Raw genomic sequence first — 18780 nt, forward strand, 5'->3', positions numbered from 1 at the left:
GGAACACCCATGTCGCAGCAGATCAGCTGGTTCACCGAGGCCCACCAGGCCTCCGGCTCCTCCATCGGCTTCCGTACCGAGCAACTGCTGCACGCGGAGAAGACGCCGTTCCAGACCATCGAGATCCACCAGACCACCGACTGGGGCAAGCTGATGGTGATCGACGGCTGCGTGATGCTGACCAGCCGCGACAACTTCCTCTACCACGAGATGATGACCCACCCGGCGCTGTTCACCCATGCGCGCGCCAAGCGCGTGGTGATCATCGGCGGCGGCGACTGCGGCACGCTGCGTGAGGTGCTCAAGCACGAGGAAGTCGAGCACGCCGTGCAGGTGGAGATCGACGAGCGCGTCACGCGCCTCGCCGAGCAGTACTTTCCCGAGCTGTGCGAGTCCAACAACGACCCGCGCGCCGAGCTGCTGTTCATCGACGGCATCAAGTACATGGCCGAGGCCGAGCCGGAGTCGATCGACCTGGTGATCGTGGACTCCACCGACCCGGTAGGCCCGGCCGAAGGCCTGTTCAACGCCGCGTTCTACGCCAGTTGCTTCAAGGCGCTGCGCCACGGCGGCCTGCTGGTGCAGCAGAGCGAATCGCCGCTGGCGCACATCGAACTGATCAAGTCGATGCGCGCGGCCATGCGCACCGCCGGCTTCAGCGCGGTGAAGACCCTGCCGTTCCCGCAGCCTTGCTACCCCACCGGCTGGTGGAGCTGCACCATGGCGCGCAAGGGCGGCGACCTCAGCGGCTTCCGCGAGCGCGGCGCGCTGAGCAAGAACTTCCCCACGAAGTACTACAACGCCGAGATCCACAAGGCCGCGCTGGCCCAGCCCGAATTCATGCGCGAAGCTTTTGGCGAATGAGTTAAGAGCCGGGATTCGGGAGACGGGATTGGGGATTCGGCAAAGCCGAACCTCGCGACACTGCAGCTCTTTCGAATCCCGAATCCCCTAATCCCGAATCCCAGCCTTCAAAACAGCTTGGCCCGCTCCTTGGGCAGCAGCACCAGGACCAGGGTCGCCAGCGGGCCGAACAACAGGGACAGCAGGAACCACAGCAGGCCGCTGCGGTTCTTGCCTTGGGCCAGGCCCGCGTTGATCAGCGCCAACGTGCCCCAGCCGGCAAACCACGGCACGCCATCGGCAAAGCTCGAAAAAGAACTCACGTGATTCCTCCGCCCCCTGTGGTGGGTGGAGCGCGCCTGCGCGCGAGCGAACGGCCATCCTAGCAACCGGGACGCGCCTGCATCCGCCACCGCCGCCCATGGCTCAGAAACCGTTCAGAGCATCCTCAAGGCACGGCCGCTAAGCTGGCTGCTTCACGATTGCTGGAGCACCCCATGCGTGGATGGCATCGCCTCGCCCTTGCCGGCACCCTGTCGCTGATCGCCGCGGCCGCGGTGGCGGACGATACGAATCCGCCCGGCACGGCCTCGGCGCCAACCCCGGCGTTGGCCGGACAGGTACGCGACCAGGCCCTGCAGTCGTTCCAGCGTGACATGGTCAGCGTGCTGGCGCTGCGCGCCACGGCCGAGCCGCTGCTGGGCGCAGCCCTGCTGGCCCGCCCGCTGCCCAACCCGAACAAGACCGGCAGCTTCCATGCGCTGATCAACCGCGCCGCCGCGGCCAGCGATTCCGGCCCCGCCGTGCAGTGGGCGCGCCTAGCCGACTGCGACGCGCAGGCCGGCACCTGCCCCAACGCCACCGCGCTGCGCAAGCTGACCGAGCAGGCGCCGGAGAACGCCGCGGTGTGGCTGCTCAAGCTGGGCGTCGACACGCGCGACATGAAGGCCAAGGCCGCCCGCGAGGACCTCGCCAGGGCCGCCGCCGGCAAGATCTACGACGACTACACCGGCAGCAGCAGCACCGCGCTGGCCAGCGTGGTGGACACGCTGCCTCCGCCGCCGGCCACGCAGGGCCCCGCCGGCCCGGTCGGCGTGCAGGCGCTGATCGTGCTGGCCAACGCCCGCCTGCAGCCGCAGCCCGCGCTGCCGCTGGTGGCGAAGATGTGCGGGGACGCCGGTGACGACGCCGCGCTCACGGCCGACTGCCGCAAGCTCGGCAAGCTGCTGGAATGGGGCTCCAGCCCGCTGTCGCGTTCGCTGGGCCTGCACCTGTACGAAGTGCTCGGCGATCCCGCCGAACAGGCCGCCGCGCAACAACAGCGCCGCGACCTGACCTGGCAGGTGCAGAACTACTCGCAGCTGGCGCTGCAGGTGCAGGACGATCCCGCGCTGGCGCAACTGCTGCTGGCCGCCGCCCGGCATGGCGGCACCGAGATGAGCCAGGCCATCGCCACGCTGCGCGCCCGCGGCGTCTCGCTCACTGCGCCGGGCAGTTGGCAGCCGCAGCCGCCCGCCGCCGCGACCGATGCCCCGGCATCGGCACACTCCCCTTGATCGCGCATAGCAGCTAGGCTTGGGCCAACCTTCGCGACGAGGTGTCCCATGCTTACGACGCTGGTGGCAAGCAGCAAGGGCGGGTGCGGCAAGAGCACGCTGGCGACGCAACTGGCGTCGCACTGGGCGCAGGCCGGGCAGAACACCGCCATCGTGGACGCCGACCGCCAGGGCTCCAGCTACCGCTGGGCCAGCCGCCGCCCCGACAACGTGCCCGGCGTGCTGGGCCTGGAGGGCGGCCGCAAGACGTTGCAGAAAGTGCCGCCGGACACGCAGCAGCTGCTGATCGACACCCCGGCCGGCGTCGGCGAGCGCGAGCTGGAGCCCTTCATCGAGGTGGCCAGCGTGCTGCTGGTGCCGGTGCTGCCGTCCAGCTTCGACCTCGACGCCACCACCCGCTTCCTGGCCGAGCTGCAGGCCATCAAGCGCATCCGCAGCGGCAAGCTGCCGGTGGCGCTGGTGGCGAACCGGCTCAAGCCGTGGACGCGCGCCAGCCAGGACGCGGTGGAGCAACTGGCCGCCGAGTCACCCTTCCCCATCGTCGCCCAGTTGCGCGACAGCCAGGCCTACGTGCTGCTGGCCGCGCTGGGCAAGGGCATCTTCGATTACCAGTCCGAACAGGTGCGCAGCCACCAGGAAGACTGGAAGCCGCTGCTGCGCTGGATCAAGCGCCAAGCCTGACATCACCTCCACGGAGCCATCCATGCACGAACTGATCCTGCTGCGCCACGCTGAAGCCCTGCCCGCCGACGGCGGCGACGACCGCCAGCGTGCGCTGAGCGAACACGGTCGCCGCGAGGCGCGGGATGCCGGCGCGTGGCTGGCCAGCCATGGCGCGCGGCCGCAGCGCGTGCTGTGCTCGCCCGCCCAGCGCACCATGGAAACCGCGCAGCTGGCACTGGCCGCGCTGCCCGGCTCGCCGACGCCGCAGGAAGCCGGCGAAATCTACGACGCCACGCCGGGCGAACTGCTGGCCCTGCTCGACCAGCACGCCGACGCCGGCACCGTGATGCTGGTGGGCCACAACCCGGGCATCGAACGGCTGGTGGCGCTGCTGGTGGAAGGCCGCTCGGACGAGTTCCGCGGCATGCCGCCGGGCGGGCTCGCCGTGCTGCACCTCGGCAGTCCGCTGGAACCGGCCTGCGCGCGGCTGGATGCGTTCTGGTCACCCCGCTGAGCACCGACGCACCGCCCGCACCAGGCGCAACGGTACGCCGTTCCGCGAAACCGGAACGCATCCGCCAGATTTCCCCTGCCCTTTGACGGCGCGCCCACGGCACCACGTCCAGGGTGCGGGTTCCCGGTCCACTTCCACCACCACAGCCTCGGGGGCACGACGCCCCGCCTCCCTGTTCATGCCGTTTCGCTGGTTGCCGCTCACCCTCCTGTTCGCCGTCGCGCTGCTGCAAGGCTGCACGCTGAGCCGCGCGCACATCCGCGAAGCCGGCGCGATCGTCGCCGCCAGCCCCGGCCGCGCGGATACCTGCCAGCAGGCCGACCACTGCGCCAGGCCCTCGCCGCTGCTGGCCGATGCGCAGCAGGCGCTGGCCGATTCCACGCCCGGCCACCCGCTCAACACCGTCGCCCTGCTCGACGACAGCGAGGCCGCGTTGGCCGCGCGGATCAGCCTGATCCGCGCCGCGCAGCACAGCATCGACGTGCAGACCTACATCTGGGACGAGGACGACGTCGGCCAGCTGGTGCTCGACGAACTGGTGCAGGCGGCGCGGCGCGGGGTGAAGGTGCGCATCCTCGCCGACCAGCTGTTCTCGTTCGGCGACCTCGCCCTGCTCGATCGCCTCGCCCGGGTCAGCCCCAACCTCGAGGTGAAGCTGTACAACCCCACCTTCCGCGACGCGCAGACGCCGCCGCTGCAATTCACCGCCAGCGTGCTGTGCTGCTTCATGAAGTTCAACCAGCGCATGCACAACAAGCTGCTGCTGGTGGACGATACCGTCGGCATCACCGGCGGGCGCAACTACCAGAACCGCTATTTCAACTGGGACCCCGACTTCGACTACCTCGACCGCGACGTGCTGGCCGGCGGCCCGGTGGGCAGGGAAATGGCCGACAGCTTCGCGCTGTTCTGGAACCACAAGCGCGCGGTGCCGCTGATCCGCCTGCGCGACGTCAACCGGCGCATCCGTGCCGACGCCGCGCCGCCCGGCTGGCCCGCGCCGCACTACACCGACCCTGCGCGCGTGGCGCGCGTGCAATCGGAAGCCGAAGACCCCGACTGGCTCGCCGCATGGATAGGCGACGACACCCTGCGCGTGAGCCAGGTGAACTACTTCAGCGACCTGCCCGCCAAGACCGACGAGCCGCACAAACGCGACGCCCGCGACTTCACCGCCCAGCTGATGCGCATGGTCGCCGACGCCAGGCACGAAGTGGTGCTGCAGACGCCCTATCTCGTGATGAGCCGCCGCGCGCAGGAGATCTTCAAGAAACTGCACAAGCAGGACCCGGCGCCCGAGATCATCGTCTCCACCAACTCGCTGGCCGCCACCGACGCCTTCGCGGTCTATGCGCTCTCCTACAAGCACCGCGGCCGTTACCTGAGCGAATACGGCTTCCAGATCCACGAACTGAAGCCGCACGCCGACAGCGCCGAGGAGGCCTTCGAGGACGCCAACGAAGCCGAAGCCGACGGCCCCGACGACACGCCCATCGTGCCGGGGGACAAGGCCCGCCGCTTCCCCGGCAACGAGCGGCGCCCCGGCGTGTTCGGCCGCGGCGGCAAGCGCAACCGCCCCGCGCCCCTGCACAGCAGCGGCCGCCGCTACAGCCTGCACGCCAAGTCGATGGTGGTGGACGGCAGCTTCGCCATGGTCGGCTCGCACAACTTCGACCCGCGCTCCGACCACTACAACACCGAAGCCGGCGTGATCGTGCAGGACCCGCGCTTCGCCAGCGAACTGCGCGACTCCATCCTCGACGACACCCTGCCGCAGAACGCCTGGACCATCGCCAGGCGCGAGCCCACCGTTCCCGTGCTCGGCAACATCAGCCTCGCGATCGGCGACCTCTCCTCGCGCCTGCCGCTGTTCGACCTGTGGCCGTTCCGCTACTCCACCAGCTACGAGATCAAGCCCGGCTGCGACCCGCTCGCCCCCGGCGATCCGAAGTTCCAGCAGTGCTACACCCCGGTGGGCGACTTCCCCGACGTGGCGATCTCGCCGAAGCTGATCTACACGCGGTTGATCACCGCGTTCGGGGCGGGGGTGAAGGGGATTCTGTGAGGCGGGTGATTCTTCGCCATTCCGGTGCAGGCCGGGACGACAGGCAAGATCACGCGCTTTCGCACACGACTACCCGGAAACGATCCTCGGTGCGCCGCGCGAGCGCCGATGGCTTTCCATCACCCGCCCGTAATGCAGCACGCGGCCGATCGTGTAGAGCGTGATGCGCGTGACGTCGAGCACCGGGCGCAGGTGGCTGGGACGCGCATCCGGCGGGTAACGCGAGGCGATCGGCACCGACACCACGCCCATGCGCAACTCGCGCGAGGCGGCAATGAGGATCGCGGCCTCGAACACGAAGTCCTGCGCGGGCAGGTCGAGCAGGTCCAGCGCGGCGCGCGGATACCAGCGCTGCCCGCTCTGCGTGTCCGCCACCGGCTGGCCGCAGCCCCAGGAAATGCCCCAGTCGGCGACGGCGTTGGCGCGGCGGCGGCCCTGCGGCTGCTGCGCCTTGTCGAGCAGGCGGGCGGCGATCACCAGTTCGCCGGGATGCGCAGCCGCAGCCGCCACGATGCGCGGAATGTCGGATGCCAGGTGCTGGCCGTCGCCGTCCATGGTCAGCACGGCTTCGTAGCCCTGGCGCAGCGCTTCGCGGAAACCGTCGCGCAGCGCCTGGCCCTTGCCGCGGCGGCTGTCGTGGCGCAGCAGCGTGACCGGCAGCGTGGCGAGGATCTCCGGCGTGCGATCCGTCGAACCGTCGTCCACCACGATCACGTGCACGCCCAGCGCGAGCACGGACTCGACCACGCCGCGGATCGCCGCCTCTTCGTCGAGGCAGGGGATCAGCACGCACCAGCGGGGCAAGGGCGTGCTCACGCGAGGGCTTCGACGTCGACGAGCAGGTCCGTCGCCGCGGCGCAGCCGACACGGCAGGCACCGCCGCGCGTGGCGAGCAGCGCGAGCAGCGGCAAGGCGGCGGTGCAGGGGTTGCCGGCGGCCTCGCCCGTGAGTGCAACCGGTATCGGCGTCGGCGCGGCAGCATCGTCCGCCACGCGCAGGCGCAGGCGCGCCAGCGCGTTCACGCCGGCCCCGGGCGTCAGCAGCAGGGCGCAGCCGAAGGCATGGTCGCAGCCGGTCATCTCCAGCAATGGCCCACGCCCCGCAATGTCGCTGCACACCAGCAGCACGGGGCGCCGCTCGGCGAGCGCCTGCGTCGCCGCTTCCAGCAGCGCGGCGCCGAAGGTGTACGCGCCCGCGCACACGGCGCTGGACGGTGCGCGGCAACCGGTGGCGATGGTCCAGTAACCGGCCGGCGCGTTGTGCACGGAATGATGGAAGCGGGTGGGCGACAACTCAGTTGGCGCGCGCGCCAGCGTGGTGCAGATCTCGTCGGTGATCACCTGATCGCCGTGGGCCGAGGCGAACACGCAAGCCAGTGCCGTCGGATCGTAACCGCCCATGGCCAGCGCCTGGCCGGCCACCTCCACCGCCAGGCGCACGCTGGCGGGGGCACGGCGACGTTCGTTCGCGGGCAACAGCGCGGCCACCGGTGCGGCGGCAACGGCAGGCGCCTCACCGGCAAGCAGGGCGCGCAACGCGGCGAAATCGCCGAGACGCGGCGACCACAGGCCGATGCCTTCGACATGCAGTTCCATCATGCTCATGGCGCACGTCCGAACACGAGGCAGGCGTTGTTGCCGCCGAAGCCGAAGGAGTTGCTGAGCGCCACGTCCACGCGGCGCTGCTCGCCCTGCCACGCGAACTGCGCGCCGCAGGCGGGATCGGGCGTGGCGGCGCCGACGTTGCCGGGCACGAAACCGTGCTCGATGGCCTGCAGCGCGATGGTCGCCTCCACGATGCCCGCCGCGCCCAGCGTGTGGCCGGTGCAGCCCTTGGTGGAACTCACCCGCGTGGTCGCGGGGAAGCGGCGCGCCACCAGTGCGGCTTCCATCGCGTCGTTCGCGCGGCTGGCGGTGCCATGCAGGTTCACGTAGTCGACTTGCGTCGCATCGATGCCGGCGCGCGCCAGCGCGGCATCCAGCGCCAGCTCCGCGCCGTGGCCGTCGGGATGTGGCGAGGACATGTGCCAGGCGTCGCTGGCCTCGCCATAGCCGAGCAGGCGCGGCGCGCGTGGCGCGGCGTCGATGCGTTCCAGCAGCGCGAAGCCGGCGGCCTCGCCGATCGAGATGCCGTCGCGGTCCGCGTCGAACGGGCGGCAGGCGGCGGGCGAGACCAGCTCCAGCGCGTTGAAGCCGAACAGCACGTTGTCGCACAGGCTGTCCACGCCGCCCACCACCGCCGCATCGGCCAGGCCCGCCGCGAGCAGGCGCGCGGCGCTGGCGAACACCTTGGCGCTGGACGAGCAGGCGGTGGAAATCGTGAGGCACGGCCCCTGCAGCGCCAGCGCGGCGGCGACGAAGGCGCCCAACGAGTGCGGCGCGTGCAGCGCGGGCCGGCGCAGGTCGGCGGGGAAGCGGCCTTCGGCATCGAGTCGGCGATACGCCTCCTCGGTGGCGCCGATGCTGGCGGTGGAGGTGCCCAGCAGCAGCGCCACGCGACGCGCGCCATGGCGCTCACGGACGGCGTGCACGCGTTCGAGGAAGCCATCCTGCTGCAGGCCCAGCCAGGCGAGGCGGTTGTTGCGGCAGTCCCAATCCGCCAGCGCGCCGGGCAGCGCCACGGCTTCCACGCCGTCCACGCGGCCGATCCAGCCCAGTTGCGGCGCACTGCCGAAATCGTTGCGGCGCAATCCCCCGCGGCCCTGTCGCAGCGCGGTGAATTGCGCCGCCAGTCCGCAGCCAAGCGCGGAGCTGACGGTGCTGGCACTGACCGCCAGCGGAATCATCGGTGTCGTCATGGCGCAAGGGTAACAGGCCGGTCCGGCCCGGGCCGTCCATGCCATTTGATCCAGCGCAAGGCCGCGCGGGCCGCTCTTGCTAAGCTCGCGCTGACCAGACCGGAGCATCCAGATGAGCGAGCAAGCCGACCGTGCCGAAACCTTCCTGCGTGCGCTGCAGGATCGCATCTGCGCCGAACTGGAACGGCTGGACGGCTCCGCGCGCTTCGTCGAGGACGCATGGACGCGCGCCGCGGGCGGCGGCGGCCGCACCCGCGTGCTGCGCGACGGCGCGCTGTTCGAGCAGGCCGGCGTGAACTTCTCGCGCGTCAGCGGCGCGCCGTTGCCGCCCAGCGCCACCGCGCACCGCCCGGAACTCGCCGGCGGCAGCTTCGTCGCCACCGGCGTGTCGCTGGTGCTGCACCCGAAGAATCCCTACGTGCCCACCACGCACGCCAACGTGCGCTATTTCGAGGCCAGCAAGGAAGGCGTGGCACCGGCATGGTGGTTCGGCGGCGGCTTCGACCTCACGCCGTTCTACCCGTTCGACGAGGACGTGGTGCATTGGCACACCGTGGCGCGCGACCTGTGCGCGCCGTTCGGCGCGGACGCCTATCCGCGCTACAAGCAGTGGTGCGACGAGTATTTCCACCTCAGGCACCGCGGCGAGACGCGCGGCGTGGGCGGCCTGTTCTACGACGACCTCAACGTGGGCGGCTTCGAGCGCTGCCTGGATTTCACCCGGGCCGTGGGCCAGGGTTTCCTCGACGCCTACCTGCCCATCGCCGCACGGCGCCGCGACACGCCCTACGGCGAACGCGAGCGCGAATTCCAGCTCTACCGCCGCGGCCGCTACGTGGAGTTCAACCTCGTCTACGACCGCGGCACCCTGTTCGGCCTGCAATCCGGCGGCCGCACCGAGTCCATCCTGATGAGCCTGCCGCCGCGCGTGCGTTTCGAATACGCGTACCAGCCCGAGCCGGGTTCGGCGGAGGCGCGCCTGGCCGATTACCTCAAGCCGCGCGATTGGGTGTAGGGTCCGGGCCGGCGGATGCGCCCTCCACCCAGAAGTCGTGGAAGTTGAACCAGTTGTACGGCAGCACGCGCACGTAGTGTTCCAGCCGCGCGGCATAGCGCGCGAGCACGGCATCCAGCGCAGGGCCGCGCCGGTCGCGCGGAATCTCCACGCACTCGGCGAACGGCTCGAACACCAGCCGGTAGCGGTTGCCGCCCAGGTACAGGCCGAAGCACAGCAGCACCGGCACCTTGAGCGCGTTCGCCAGCAGCCATGGTCCCACCGGCAGCGGCGCGGGCGCGCCGAGGAAATCCACCGGGCGCTGCGCTTCGTGTTCGCCCGCGCGATCGGCCAGCAGCGCCACCATCGCGCCCTCCCGGCAGGCTTCGGCGGCGGCCAGCACCACGTTGGCGCCGCCGTGCGAAGCATCGATCACGGCCCGGCCCACGTCGGGCGCCAGGGCCTCCAGCAACTCGGTCATGGCCGGCGTCTTGCCCTTGTCCAGCACCACCCGCAGCGGCACGCCGGGGCGCCGTGTGCTGACCGCGCGCAGGGCTTCGAAACTGCCCTGGTGCGAACCCACCAGCAGCACGCCGCGCCCTTCGTCGAGACGGCGTTCCAGTTCGGCCAGGCCCTCGACTTCAATGTCGAAGCCACGCTCGCCGCGGGCCAGCAGGAAGACCCGGTCCAGCGTGGTGGCGGCGTAGCCATGGAACTGGCGCAGCATCGCCCACGCGCCCGGCGGATGGCCGAACACGCGCGTGAGGTATTGCCGCGAGGCGCGCCGCTCGGTGCCGCGGCGCAGGAAGAAATACAGCGTGATCGGATACAGCAGGATGCGTGCAAAGCGGCGGCCGCCATGCAACGCCAGCGCGCGGATCAGCCGCAGCGCGAAACGCCCGCCGCCTTCGCGCTGCTCGCGCCAGTGCGTGGCGTCGCCCATGCGCGGATGGCCTCAGCCGTGGCCGCGATGCGCTTCGACGAACGCACTGAGCTCGCGCAGGCTGGCGAAGATGCGCTTGTTGTCGGGATGGTCGGAGCGCAGCTGGAAGCCGTACTGCTTGGACACCGCCAGCGCGATTTCCAGCGCGTCGATGGAGTCCAGCCCCAGCTCGCCGCCGAACAGCGGCGCGTCCGGGTCGAGTTTCGCGGGATCGACCGTTTCGAGGTTCAGGCTTTCGACGATCAGGGTAGCCAGCTTGTGCTGGACAGCGGTCAATTCGGCCATGTGCGCAGAAGCTCGGGAAACGTCGTCGAAACGGTGAAAAGCGGCGGTGAAGTGTAACATGGCGTCCTTGTCATTCCCGGTTGCAGGCATGGTCGAGGGTCGAAAAAGCAGGAGGGTCGAGAGCGACCTAGTGCGCGCGCCGCAGGTTTCCTACCGCATGGACGACCCCAGCGCCCTGCTGGCCGAACCCGGCACGCTGGCGGTGTTCGGCTTCGGCAGGCACGTTGCCGGCAGCGGCGACCCGCGCTTGTTGCGCGTGCCGCTGGAGGCCTTTGATGGTCCCGCACCCTGCGAGCTGTGGCAGGTGGACGGCCCGGTGCAGCACGGCCACCAAGGCGCGCTGTGCTGGTCGGCCGGCGGCGACTGGCTGTTCGCCGCACTGGAGCTGGACGAACGCGAGCACGGTGGCCCCGCGGGCGCGGCCCGGCTCGCCTACGCGCAGCTGCGCGACTTCGTCCGCGGCCGCGACGAGCGGCAGGTGCTGCGCATCTGGAACTACCAGGCCGCGATCAACCAGGGCGAGGGCGACGCCGAACGCTACAAGCTGTTCTGCGACGGCCGCGCCGAGGGCTGCGGCGACTGGTTCGCCGCCGGCTACCCCGCCGCCACCGCCATCGGCCACCACGGCGATCCGCACCTGCTGCAGGTCTACCTGCTCGCCAGCGCGCGTGCCGGCACGGCGGTGGAAAATCCACGCCAGGTCAGCGCATGGCGCTACCCGCGCCAGTACGGGCGCACCTCCCCCGGCTTCGCCCGCGCGATGCGCCTGCCCGCCGAGGACGCGCTGGCGATCTCGGGCACGGCGGCCGTGGTGGGCCACGCCTCCGCGCACGAAGGCGACGCCGTCGCGCAGCTCGGCGAAATCCTGCTCAACCTCGATGCCCTGCTGGCCAACGCCGGCATGCCCGCCGGCTTCGACACGCACGCGCCGCTGAAAGCCTATGTGCGCCACCCTGCCGACGCCGCGCGCGTGCGCGAGAAGCTGCAGCGGCGCCTGCCCGGCGTGCCCGTGCTGCTGCTGCACGGCGACGTCTGCCGCAGCGAGTTGCTAGTGGAACTGGACGGGTGGCGCTACGCCTGAGCGCCGTGATTCCGCGCGCGCGGAATGATCGTGGCGCGCGCACGTGCCGCCGGGCTCACGGCGCCTTCTTCGTCGGCCGCTGCCAGCCGGAAATCGTGAGTTGCCGCCCGCGCGCCACGGTGAGCTCGCCCGCAGGAGCGTCCCTGGTGATCACCGAGCCCGCGCCGATGGTGGCTTGCGCGCCGATGGTCACCGGTGCCACGAGGGCGCTGTTGGAGCCGATGAAGGCGCCGTCCTCGATCCGCGTGGCAAACTTGTTCACGCCGTCGTAGTTGCAGGTGATGGTGCCGGCGCCGACGTTGACGTCGCGGCCGATCACGGTGTCGCCGAGGTAGCTGAGGTGGTTGGCCTTGCTACCTTCGCCGATGCGGGTCTTCTTGGTCTCGACGAAGTTGCCCACGTGCACGCCGGCAGCCAGCTCGGTGCCGGGGCGCAGCCGCGCGAACGGGCCGATGGTGCAGGGGCCGTGGGTGACCACGCCTTCCAGGTCGCAGTGCGCCAGCACCACGGTGCCGGCGGCGAGCCGCACGTCTTTCAGCCGGGTGAACGGGCCCACCCGCACCTCGTCGCCGAGATGCGTTTCGCCCTCGAGGATCACGTCGATGTCCAGTTCCACATCGCGGCCGTGGCTCACCTCGCCGCGCACGTCGATGCGCACGGGGTCGGCGAGGCGCACGCCGCCCAGCATCAGCGCATGCGTGGCGCGGCGACGGTATTCGGCCTCCAGGGCGGCCAGCTGCAACGCGTCGTTCGCACCCGAGGCTTCCACGGGATCGGCGCATTCCACGCTGAGCGCGGGGCGCTTTTCCTCGTTCGCCATCGCGAAGATGTCGGTGAGGTAGTACTCGCCCTGCGCGTTGTCGCGGTCGAGCCCGGCGATCCACACGCGCAACGCGGCGGCGGGCGCGACCAGGATGCCGGTGTTCACCACGTCGACCGCGCGCTGCTCGTCGTCGGCGTCCTTCTCCTCGATCACGCAGCGCACGTGTCCGTTGCCGTCGCGCAACACGCGGCCGTAGCCACTCGGATCGGCGACGCGGATCGCCAGCAGGCCGAAACCGCCCTCCACCTGCGTGAGTCCGCGCAAGGTATCGGCGCGGGTCAGCGGCACGTCGCCGTAGAGCACCAGCACCCGCGCCGCGTCGGGCACGTCGGGCAACGCCTGCTCCACCGCGTGGCCGGTGCCGAGGCGCTCGGCCTGCAGCACCCAGTGCAGGTCGGCCTCTCCCGCGAACGCGGCCTGCACCTGGTCGCCGCCGTGGCCGTACACCACGTGGATCGCCGCCGGCTGCAGCGCACGCGCGGTAGCCAGCACGTGCGCCAGCAGCGGGCGACCGGCCAGCGGCATCAGCACCTTGGGGCGCGTGGACTTCATGCGCGTGCCGGCACCGGCGGCGAGGACGATGACGTGGAGGGGGGCGTTGCTCATGCGTGTCGGCCGTGACGTAGGTTGGCCGGGAAGTCTATCAGCCCACCCTGCCGGACTCCGGCCAGCCGGGTGGCGGCCGGCTGGCGACACCGGCTCAGCCTTTCGCCGGCGCGGACGACACCGTCGCCTTGCCGGCGCGGCATTCGAAACGGAACGCATACACCAGGCTGAACGGCTTGCTCTCGTCATCCACCTTGTGAGTGTTGCCGTCCGCGTCGGCGGCCCAATGGCTGATCTGCAGCGGTGCGAACCGCCATTGCATCACCGCCGTGCGCACCGCGTCGAAGAACTGCGGCGGCACCGGCGCGGCGGGTCCGCCGGCCGCCGGATAGCGCCGCACGTCGTTCGCCTTGCCCGCGGCGTCCACGATCACCTGCGCCTGCACGTCCACGGCCGGCGGACACGCCGCGAGCAGTGCCGGCGGATAGTCCGGCAACACGCGCTGGATCGTCCCGCCGCCCGTCGCGACATCGCCCAGCGCCAGCGTGTAATGCGCCATCTGGCCATCGTCGACCATGTGGTAGCTCGTCGAGCCCTCGTTGGGCGCCTTGGCGGGCGGCCTGGCGACGGTGGCGCACCCCGCCATGCCCAGCAGCAACAGGCCCGGCAACCCTGCTCCCATGCGTTTCGCCACGGTCATGCTCCGCTCGTCGAATGACGGCGAAGCTATCAGACTACATGTGTAATTTAAAGCATTGCCTGCACGGCTGCGGCTGCGACCGGATGCCAAAACGCCGGCACGAAGCCGGCGTTCTTTCCCGCAATGCTCGTCGAAGCGGCCGCTTCATCCCCGAGTGCGGCCATGGATGGCCGCCCGTTTGATCTTCGCGATCAGGATGATCGCAAGCTCAATGCCTGAGGTTCTTGCGCAGCCGCTCCAGCGCCTGCAGCTGCGCCATCGCCATCGCCAGCTTGGCTTGCGCCTCGGCCACGTCGACGGCATCGCTGCGGTTGGCCAGCGCGTCCTCGGCTTCCTTCTTGGCGCGCTGCGCGGCGGCCTCGTCGATGTCCTCGGAACGGATCGCCGTGTCGGCCAGCACCGTCACGGACTGCGGCTGCACCTCGAGGATGCCGCCGCCGGTGAGCGAGATGTCGATCTTCTCGCCATTGGCCTCGGTCACGACGACCTTGCCCGGCTTGAGGCGGGTGATCAGCGGGGCGTGGCGGGGCGTGATGCCCAGCTCGCCGATTTCGCCGGTGGCGACGACCATCGTCGCCTCGCCGGAATAGATCGCGGCCTCGGCGCTGACGACTTCGACACGGATGGTGGTGGTCATGATGGTTCTCGCTGCGCTCGAAGGGGTCCGGAAGAAGGTCGCTTACGCGGCCTTCTTGGCGCCCATCTCCTCGCCCTTCTTGATCGCCTCGTCGATGCCGCCGACCATGTAGAACGCCTGCTCCGGCAGGTGGTCGACGTCGCCTTCCACGATCATCTTGAAGCCGCGGATGGTTTCCTTCAGCGACACGTACTTGCCGGGCGCGCCGGTGAACACCTCGGCCACGTGGAACGGCTGGCTGAAGAAGCGCTCGCACTTGCGCGCGCGCGCCACCACCTGCTTGTCCTCTTCGGACAGTTCGTCCATGCCGAGGATGGCGATGATGTCCTTCAGCTCCTTGTAGCGCTGCAGCATGCCCTGCACGCGGCGGGCCACGTCGTAGTGCTCCTGGCCGACGACCTGCGGGTCGAGCTGGCGGCTGGTGGAGTCCAGCGGATCCACGGCCGGGTAGATGCCCAGCGAGGCGATCTGGCGAGACAGGGTCACGGTCGAATCCAGATGCGCGAAGGTGGTGGCCGGCGACGGGTCGGTCAGATCGTCCGCGGGCACGTACACGGCCTGGATCGAGGTGATCGAACCGCTCTTGGTCGAGGTGATGCGCTCCTGCAGCACGCCCATCTCGTCGGCCAGCGTCGGCTGGTAGCCCACGGCGGACGGCATGCGGCCGAGCAGCGCGGACACCTCGGTGCCGGCCAGCGTGTAGCGGTAGATGTTGTCCACGAAGAACAGCACGTCCTTGCCCTTGCCGGACGCGTCCTTCTGGTCGCGGAAGTATTCGGCCATGGTCAGGCCGGTCAGCGCGACGCGCAGGCGGTTGCCCGGCGGCTCGTTCATCTGGCCGTAGACCATCGCCACCTTCGACTCCGGCAGGTTGTCCAGCTTGACGACGCCGGCGTCCTGCATCTCGTGGTAGAAGTCGTTGCCTTCGCGGGTACGCTCGCCCACGCCGGCGAACACCGACAGGCCCGAGTGCTGGGTCGCGATGTTGTTGATCAGCTCGAGCATGTTCACGGTCTTGCCCACGCCGGCGCCGCCGAACAGGCCGACCTTGCCGCCCTTGGCGAACGGGCAGACCAGGTCGATCACCTTGATGCCGGTTTCCAGCAGTTCGTTGGCCAGCGCCTGGTCGGCATACGACGGCGCTTCGCGGTGGATCACCCAGCGGTCTTCGGCGTTGATCGGGCCGACTTCGTCGATCGGGTTGCCGAGCACGTCCATGATGCGGCCCAGGGTGGCGTTGCCCACCGGCACCTTGATGCCTTCGCCGGTGTTGCGGGCGAGCAGGCCGCGCTTCAGGCCGTCGGTGGAACCCAGCGCGATCGTGCGCACCACGCCGTCGCCCAGCACCTGCTGCACTTCCAGCGTGATCTCGGTGCCATCGATCTTCAGCGCGTCGTACACCTGCGGTACCTGATCGCGCGGAAATTCGACGTCGATGACCGCGCCGATGATCTGAACAACTTTGCCCTGGCTCATGGATGTGCTCCGGATGGATCTTTAAGTGTCTGTTGCGGCGCCGCTGCGCGTCGCCAAAATTCTTTTGAGAGCAACTGCGGTCAAACCGCAGCAGCCCCTCCTACGATTTCGCTGATTTCCTGCGTGATCGCCGCCTGGCGGGTCTTGTTGTAGACCAGCGTCAACGTGTCGATCACCTTGTTCGCGTTGTCCGACGCGCTCTTCATCGCGACCATGCGCGCGGCGTGCTCGCTGGCGAGGTTCTCCAGCACGCCCTGGTACACCACCGACTCGATGTAGCGGCCCAGCACGTGCTCCAGCACGGCCTGCGCATCGGGTTCGTAGATGTAGTCCCAGTCGTGGGCCTGCTCCAGCGTGATGCCGGCCTGCGCCGACTCGCCGGAAGCCTGCTGTGCCGCCATCTCCGCGGCCACCAGCGGCAGCGGCAGCAGCGCGTCGATGGTGGGCTTCTGCGTCATGGTGTTGACGAAGTCGTTGTAGGCAAGGAACACGCGGTCCAGGCCGTTCGCCTCGTACGCGTCCAGCACCACCTTGATGACGCCGACCAGTTGCTCGAGCTTCGGGCGCTCGCCCAGGTGGGTGACGCTGCCGGCGAGGTTCACGCCCTTGATGCGGCGGAAGAACTGCAGCGCCTTCTGGCCGATCGCCACCACGTCGACCTGCACGCCTTTGTCCTGCCACTCGCGGATCGCGGGCAGCAGCCGGCGGAACATGTTGGAGTTCAGGCCGCCGCACAGGCCGCGGTCGGTGGAGACCACGATGTAGGCCACCCGTGCCACGTTCCCGCGCTCGACCAGGAACGGATGCTTGAAGTCCGTGCTGGCCTGCGCCACGTGCGCGATCACCTTGCGCATGGCGCGCGCATAGGGGCGCGAGGCCTTCATCAGATCCTGCGCCTTGCGGATCTTCGAGGCCGAGACCATCTCGAGCGCGCGCGTCACCTTGCGCATGTTCTGCGTGCTCTTGATCTTGGTTTTGATTTCGCGTCCGCTTGCCATGCTCTTCGCTCGCTATGCTCGCTCGGGGATTCGGGATTGGAGATTCGGGATTCGGAACGACGCTGCTTGCGGTTCTTTCGAATCCCCAATCCCGACTCCCGAATCCCGGCTCCTCACCAGCTGCCGGTCTTCTTGAACTCGTCGAGGCCGGACTTGAAGGTCCCCTCGATGTCGCTGTTCCAGTCGCCGGTGGCGACGATCTTCTTCATCAGCTCGCCGTGGTTCTGGTGGAAGAAGTCGTGCATGCCCTTCTCGAATGCCAGCACCTTGTTCACCGGCAGGTCGTCCAGGTAGCCCTTCTCCGCTGCGTACACCGACAGCGCGAGCTCGGCGATCGACAGCGGCGCGTACTGCTTCTGCTTCATCAGCTCGGTCACGCGCTGGCCGCGGTCCAGCTGGGCGCGGGTGGCCGGGTCGAGGTCGGAGGCAAACTGCGCGAACGCAGCCAGCTCGCGGTACTGCGCCAGCGCCAGCTTCACGCCGCCGGACAGCTTCTTGACGATCTTGGTCTGCGCCGAACCACCCACGCGCGACACCGAGATACCGGCATTCACGGCCGGACGGATGCCCGCGTTGAACAGGTCGGTCTCGAGGAAGATCTGGCCGTCGGTGATCGAGATCACGTTGGTCGGCACGAAGGCGGACACGTCGCCGGCCTGGGTCTCGATGACCGGCAGCGCGGTCAGCGAACCGGTCTTGCCCTTCACTTCGCCGTTGGTGAACTTCTCGACGTACTCCTCGCTGACGCGCGAGGCACGCTCGAGCAGACGGGAGTGGAGGTAGAACACGTCGCCCGGGTAGGCTTCGCGACCCGGCGGGCGCTTCAGCAGCAGCGAGATCTGGCGGTAGGCCACGGCCTGCTTGGACAGGTCGTCATAGACGATCAGCGCGTCCTGGCCGCGGTCGCGGAAGTATTCACCCATGGCGCAGCCGGCGTACGGCGCGATGTACTGCAGCGCGGCCGACTCGGAGGCGGAGGCGACCACCACGATGGTGTTGGCCAGCGCGCCGTTCTCTTCCAGCTTGCGCACCACGTTGGCGATGGACGAGCGCTTCTGGCCGATCGCCACGTAGATCGAGAAGATGCCCGAGTCTTTCTGGTTGATGATCGCGTCGATCGCCAGCGCGGTCTTGCCGGTCTGGCGGTCGCCGATGATCAGCTCGCGCTGGCCGCGGCCGATCGGGATCATCGAGTCGACGGACTTGTAGCCGGTCTGCACCGGCTGGTCGACCGACTTGCGCCAGATCACGCCCGGCGCGACCTTCTCGATCGGCGAGCTGAGCTTGGCGTTGAGCGGGCCCTTGCCGTCGATCGGATTGCCCAGCGAATCGACCACGCGGCCGAGCAGCTCGGGGCCGACCGGCACTTCGAGGATGCGGCCGGTGGTCTTGGCGACGTCGCCTTCGCGCAGGTGCTGGTATTCGCCCAGCACCACCGCGCCGACCGAGTCGCGCTCGAGGTTCAGTGCCAGCGCAAACGCGTTGCCCGGCAATTCGATCATTTCGCCCTGCATCACGTCGGCCAGGCCGTGGATGCGCACGATGCCGTCGGACACGCTGATGATCGTGCCCTCGTTGCGGGCTTCCGCGCCGAGCTTGAACTGCTCGATGCGGTTCTTGATCAGTTCGCTGATCTCGGACGGGTTCAGGGTGGTGCTGGACATGGGTCGATATCCTGAAATTTGAAAGCTTTTTCAAGAGTCCGGCCACGGATGGCCGGTTTTGCTCTTCTGCGAAAGGACTTCGCATGAAACTTTTAGTTGTCCAACCACGGATGGCTGGTTTTTGCTCTTCGCGAAACGGACTTCGCGTGAAACCTTATGTTTGTCCAGCCACGGATGACCGGATTTCGCGCGGAA

General features: G+C 69.3%; 19 protein-coding genes. 7 read left to right on the forward strand and 12 right to left on the reverse strand.

What is annotated here, in order from left to right:
• Positions 1–9 precede the first annotated feature (9 nt).
• Complete coding sequence (speE, locus tag IHE47_RS16555) at positions 10–864, forward strand: polyamine aminopropyltransferase (protein ID WP_192107892.1); 855 nt, start codon at positions 10–12, stop codon at positions 862–864.
• 107 nt (positions 865–971) lie between these two features.
• Here speE and IHE47_RS16560 read toward each other — a convergent pair whose 3' ends face one another.
• The gene (locus tag IHE47_RS16560) at positions 972–1166 is read right to left on the reverse strand and encodes an antitermination protein NusB (protein WP_192107894.1); all 195 of its coding nucleotides are present in this window, start codon (positions 1164–1166) and stop codon (positions 972–974) included.
• 174 nt (positions 1167–1340) lie between these two features.
• On the opposite strand from IHE47_RS16560, the gene IHE47_RS16565 reads away from it, so the two are divergent.
• The 4 genes from IHE47_RS16565 to IHE47_RS16580 all read left to right on the forward strand — a co-directional run bounded on the left by IHE47_RS16565 (position 1341) and on the right by IHE47_RS16580 (position 5641).
• On the forward strand, positions 1341–2399 hold the full coding sequence (locus tag IHE47_RS16565; RefSeq protein WP_192107896.1) for a hypothetical protein: 1059 nt from the start codon (positions 1341–1343) through the stop codon (positions 2397–2399).
• A gap of 48 nt (positions 2400–2447) precedes the next feature.
• On the forward strand, positions 2448–3080 hold the full coding sequence (locus IHE47_RS16570) for a ParA family protein (RefSeq protein WP_192107898.1): 633 nt from the start codon (positions 2448–2450) through the stop codon (positions 3078–3080).
• Positions 3081–3102: 22 nt separating this feature from the next.
• Positions 3103–3576: a histidine phosphatase family protein gene (locus IHE47_RS16575; RefSeq protein WP_192107900.1), complete on the forward strand. Its 474-nt coding sequence runs from the start codon at positions 3103–3105 to the stop codon at positions 3574–3576.
• A 178-nt stretch (positions 3577–3754) separates the two neighbouring features.
• Positions 3755–5641, forward strand: coding sequence for a phospholipase D family protein (locus IHE47_RS16580; RefSeq protein WP_192107902.1), 1887 nt, complete (start codon positions 3755–3757; stop codon positions 5639–5641).
• Between the two features lie 69 nt (positions 5642–5710).
• Here the strand turns inward: IHE47_RS16580 and IHE47_RS16585 are convergent, their stop codons facing one another.
• From IHE47_RS16585 to IHE47_RS16595, 3 genes are read right to left on the reverse strand one after another with little or no spacing between them, the layout of a single operon-like run.
• On the reverse strand, positions 5711–6457 hold the full coding sequence (locus IHE47_RS16585; RefSeq protein WP_192107904.1) for a glycosyltransferase family 2 protein: 747 nt from the start codon (positions 6455–6457) through the stop codon (positions 5711–5713).
• Positions 6454–7245: a beta-ketoacyl synthase chain length factor gene (locus IHE47_RS16590; RefSeq protein WP_192107906.1), complete on the reverse strand. Its 792-nt coding sequence runs from the start codon at positions 7243–7245 to the stop codon at positions 6454–6456. Before IHE47_RS16590 ends, IHE47_RS16585 begins: the two co-directional genes overlap by 4 nt.
• The gene (locus IHE47_RS16595; RefSeq protein ID WP_225562032.1) at positions 7242–8438 is read right to left on the reverse strand and encodes a beta-ketoacyl-ACP synthase; all 1197 of its coding nucleotides are present in this window, start codon (positions 8436–8438) and stop codon (positions 7242–7244) included. The genes IHE47_RS16590 and IHE47_RS16595 overlap by 4 nt, the downstream gene beginning before the upstream one ends.
• 112 nt (positions 8439–8550) lie before the next feature.
• On the opposite strand from IHE47_RS16595, the gene hemF reads away from it, so the two are divergent.
• On the forward strand, positions 8551–9453 hold the full coding sequence (gene hemF, locus IHE47_RS16600; protein WP_192107908.1) for an oxygen-dependent coproporphyrinogen oxidase: 903 nt from the start codon (positions 8551–8553) through the stop codon (positions 9451–9453).
• Here hemF and IHE47_RS16605 read toward each other — a convergent pair.
• Both IHE47_RS16605 and IHE47_RS16610 read right to left on the reverse strand, forming a co-directional pair.
• Positions 9431–10375, reverse strand: coding sequence for an acyltransferase (locus tag IHE47_RS16605; protein WP_192107910.1), 945 nt, complete (start codon positions 10373–10375; stop codon positions 9431–9433). The two genes, hemF and IHE47_RS16605, sit on opposite strands and share 23 nt — an antisense overlap.
• A gap of 12 nt (positions 10376–10387) precedes the next feature.
• Positions 10388–10660 (reverse strand): phosphopantetheine-binding protein, encoded by a 273-nt coding sequence (locus IHE47_RS16610; protein WP_192107912.1) that lies wholly within the window; start codon positions 10658–10660, stop codon positions 10388–10390.
• 88 nt (positions 10661–10748) lie between these two features.
• On the opposite strand from IHE47_RS16610, the gene IHE47_RS16615 reads away from it, so the two are divergent.
• Positions 10749–11741 (forward strand): pteridine-dependent deoxygenase, encoded by a 993-nt coding sequence (locus IHE47_RS16615; RefSeq protein ID WP_192108356.1) that lies wholly within the window; start codon positions 10749–10751, stop codon positions 11739–11741.
• A gap of 55 nt (positions 11742–11796) precedes the next feature.
• Here the strand turns inward: IHE47_RS16615 and glmU are convergent, their stop codons facing one another.
• The 6 genes from glmU to atpA form a co-directional block, all read right to left on the reverse strand.
• Entirely contained in the window at positions 11797–13170 is a 1374-nt protein-coding gene (gene glmU, locus IHE47_RS16620; RefSeq protein WP_192107914.1) for a bifunctional UDP-N-acetylglucosamine diphosphorylase/glucosamine-1-phosphate N-acetyltransferase GlmU, read from the reverse strand.
• A gap of 94 nt (positions 13171–13264) precedes the next feature.
• On the reverse strand, positions 13265–13810 hold the full coding sequence (locus tag IHE47_RS16625; RefSeq protein WP_192107916.1) for a hypothetical protein: 546 nt from the start codon (positions 13808–13810) through the stop codon (positions 13265–13267).
• Positions 13811–14018: 208 nt separating this feature from the next.
• Complete coding sequence (locus tag IHE47_RS16630) at positions 14019–14447, reverse strand: F0F1 ATP synthase subunit epsilon (protein ID WP_192107918.1); 429 nt, start codon at positions 14445–14447, stop codon at positions 14019–14021.
• A 42-nt stretch (positions 14448–14489) separates the two neighbouring features.
• The gene (atpD, locus tag IHE47_RS16635) at positions 14490–15923 is read right to left on the reverse strand and encodes a F0F1 ATP synthase subunit beta (protein ID WP_192107920.1); all 1434 of its coding nucleotides are present in this window, start codon (positions 15921–15923) and stop codon (positions 14490–14492) included.
• Positions 15924–16003: 80 nt separating this feature from the next.
• On the reverse strand, positions 16004–16921 hold the full coding sequence (gene atpG, locus IHE47_RS16640) for a F0F1 ATP synthase subunit gamma (RefSeq protein WP_192107922.1): 918 nt from the start codon (positions 16919–16921) through the stop codon (positions 16004–16006).
• A 113-nt stretch (positions 16922–17034) separates the two neighbouring features.
• Positions 17035–18585, reverse strand: coding sequence for a F0F1 ATP synthase subunit alpha (atpA, locus tag IHE47_RS16645; protein WP_192107924.1), 1551 nt, complete (start codon positions 18583–18585; stop codon positions 17035–17037).
• Between the last annotated feature and the right edge of the window lie 195 nt (positions 18586–18780).

Source organism: Rhodanobacter sp. DHB23 (assembly GCF_014842975.1).
Taxonomy (GTDB): domain Bacteria; phylum Pseudomonadota; class Gammaproteobacteria; order Xanthomonadales; family Rhodanobacteraceae; genus Rhodanobacter_A.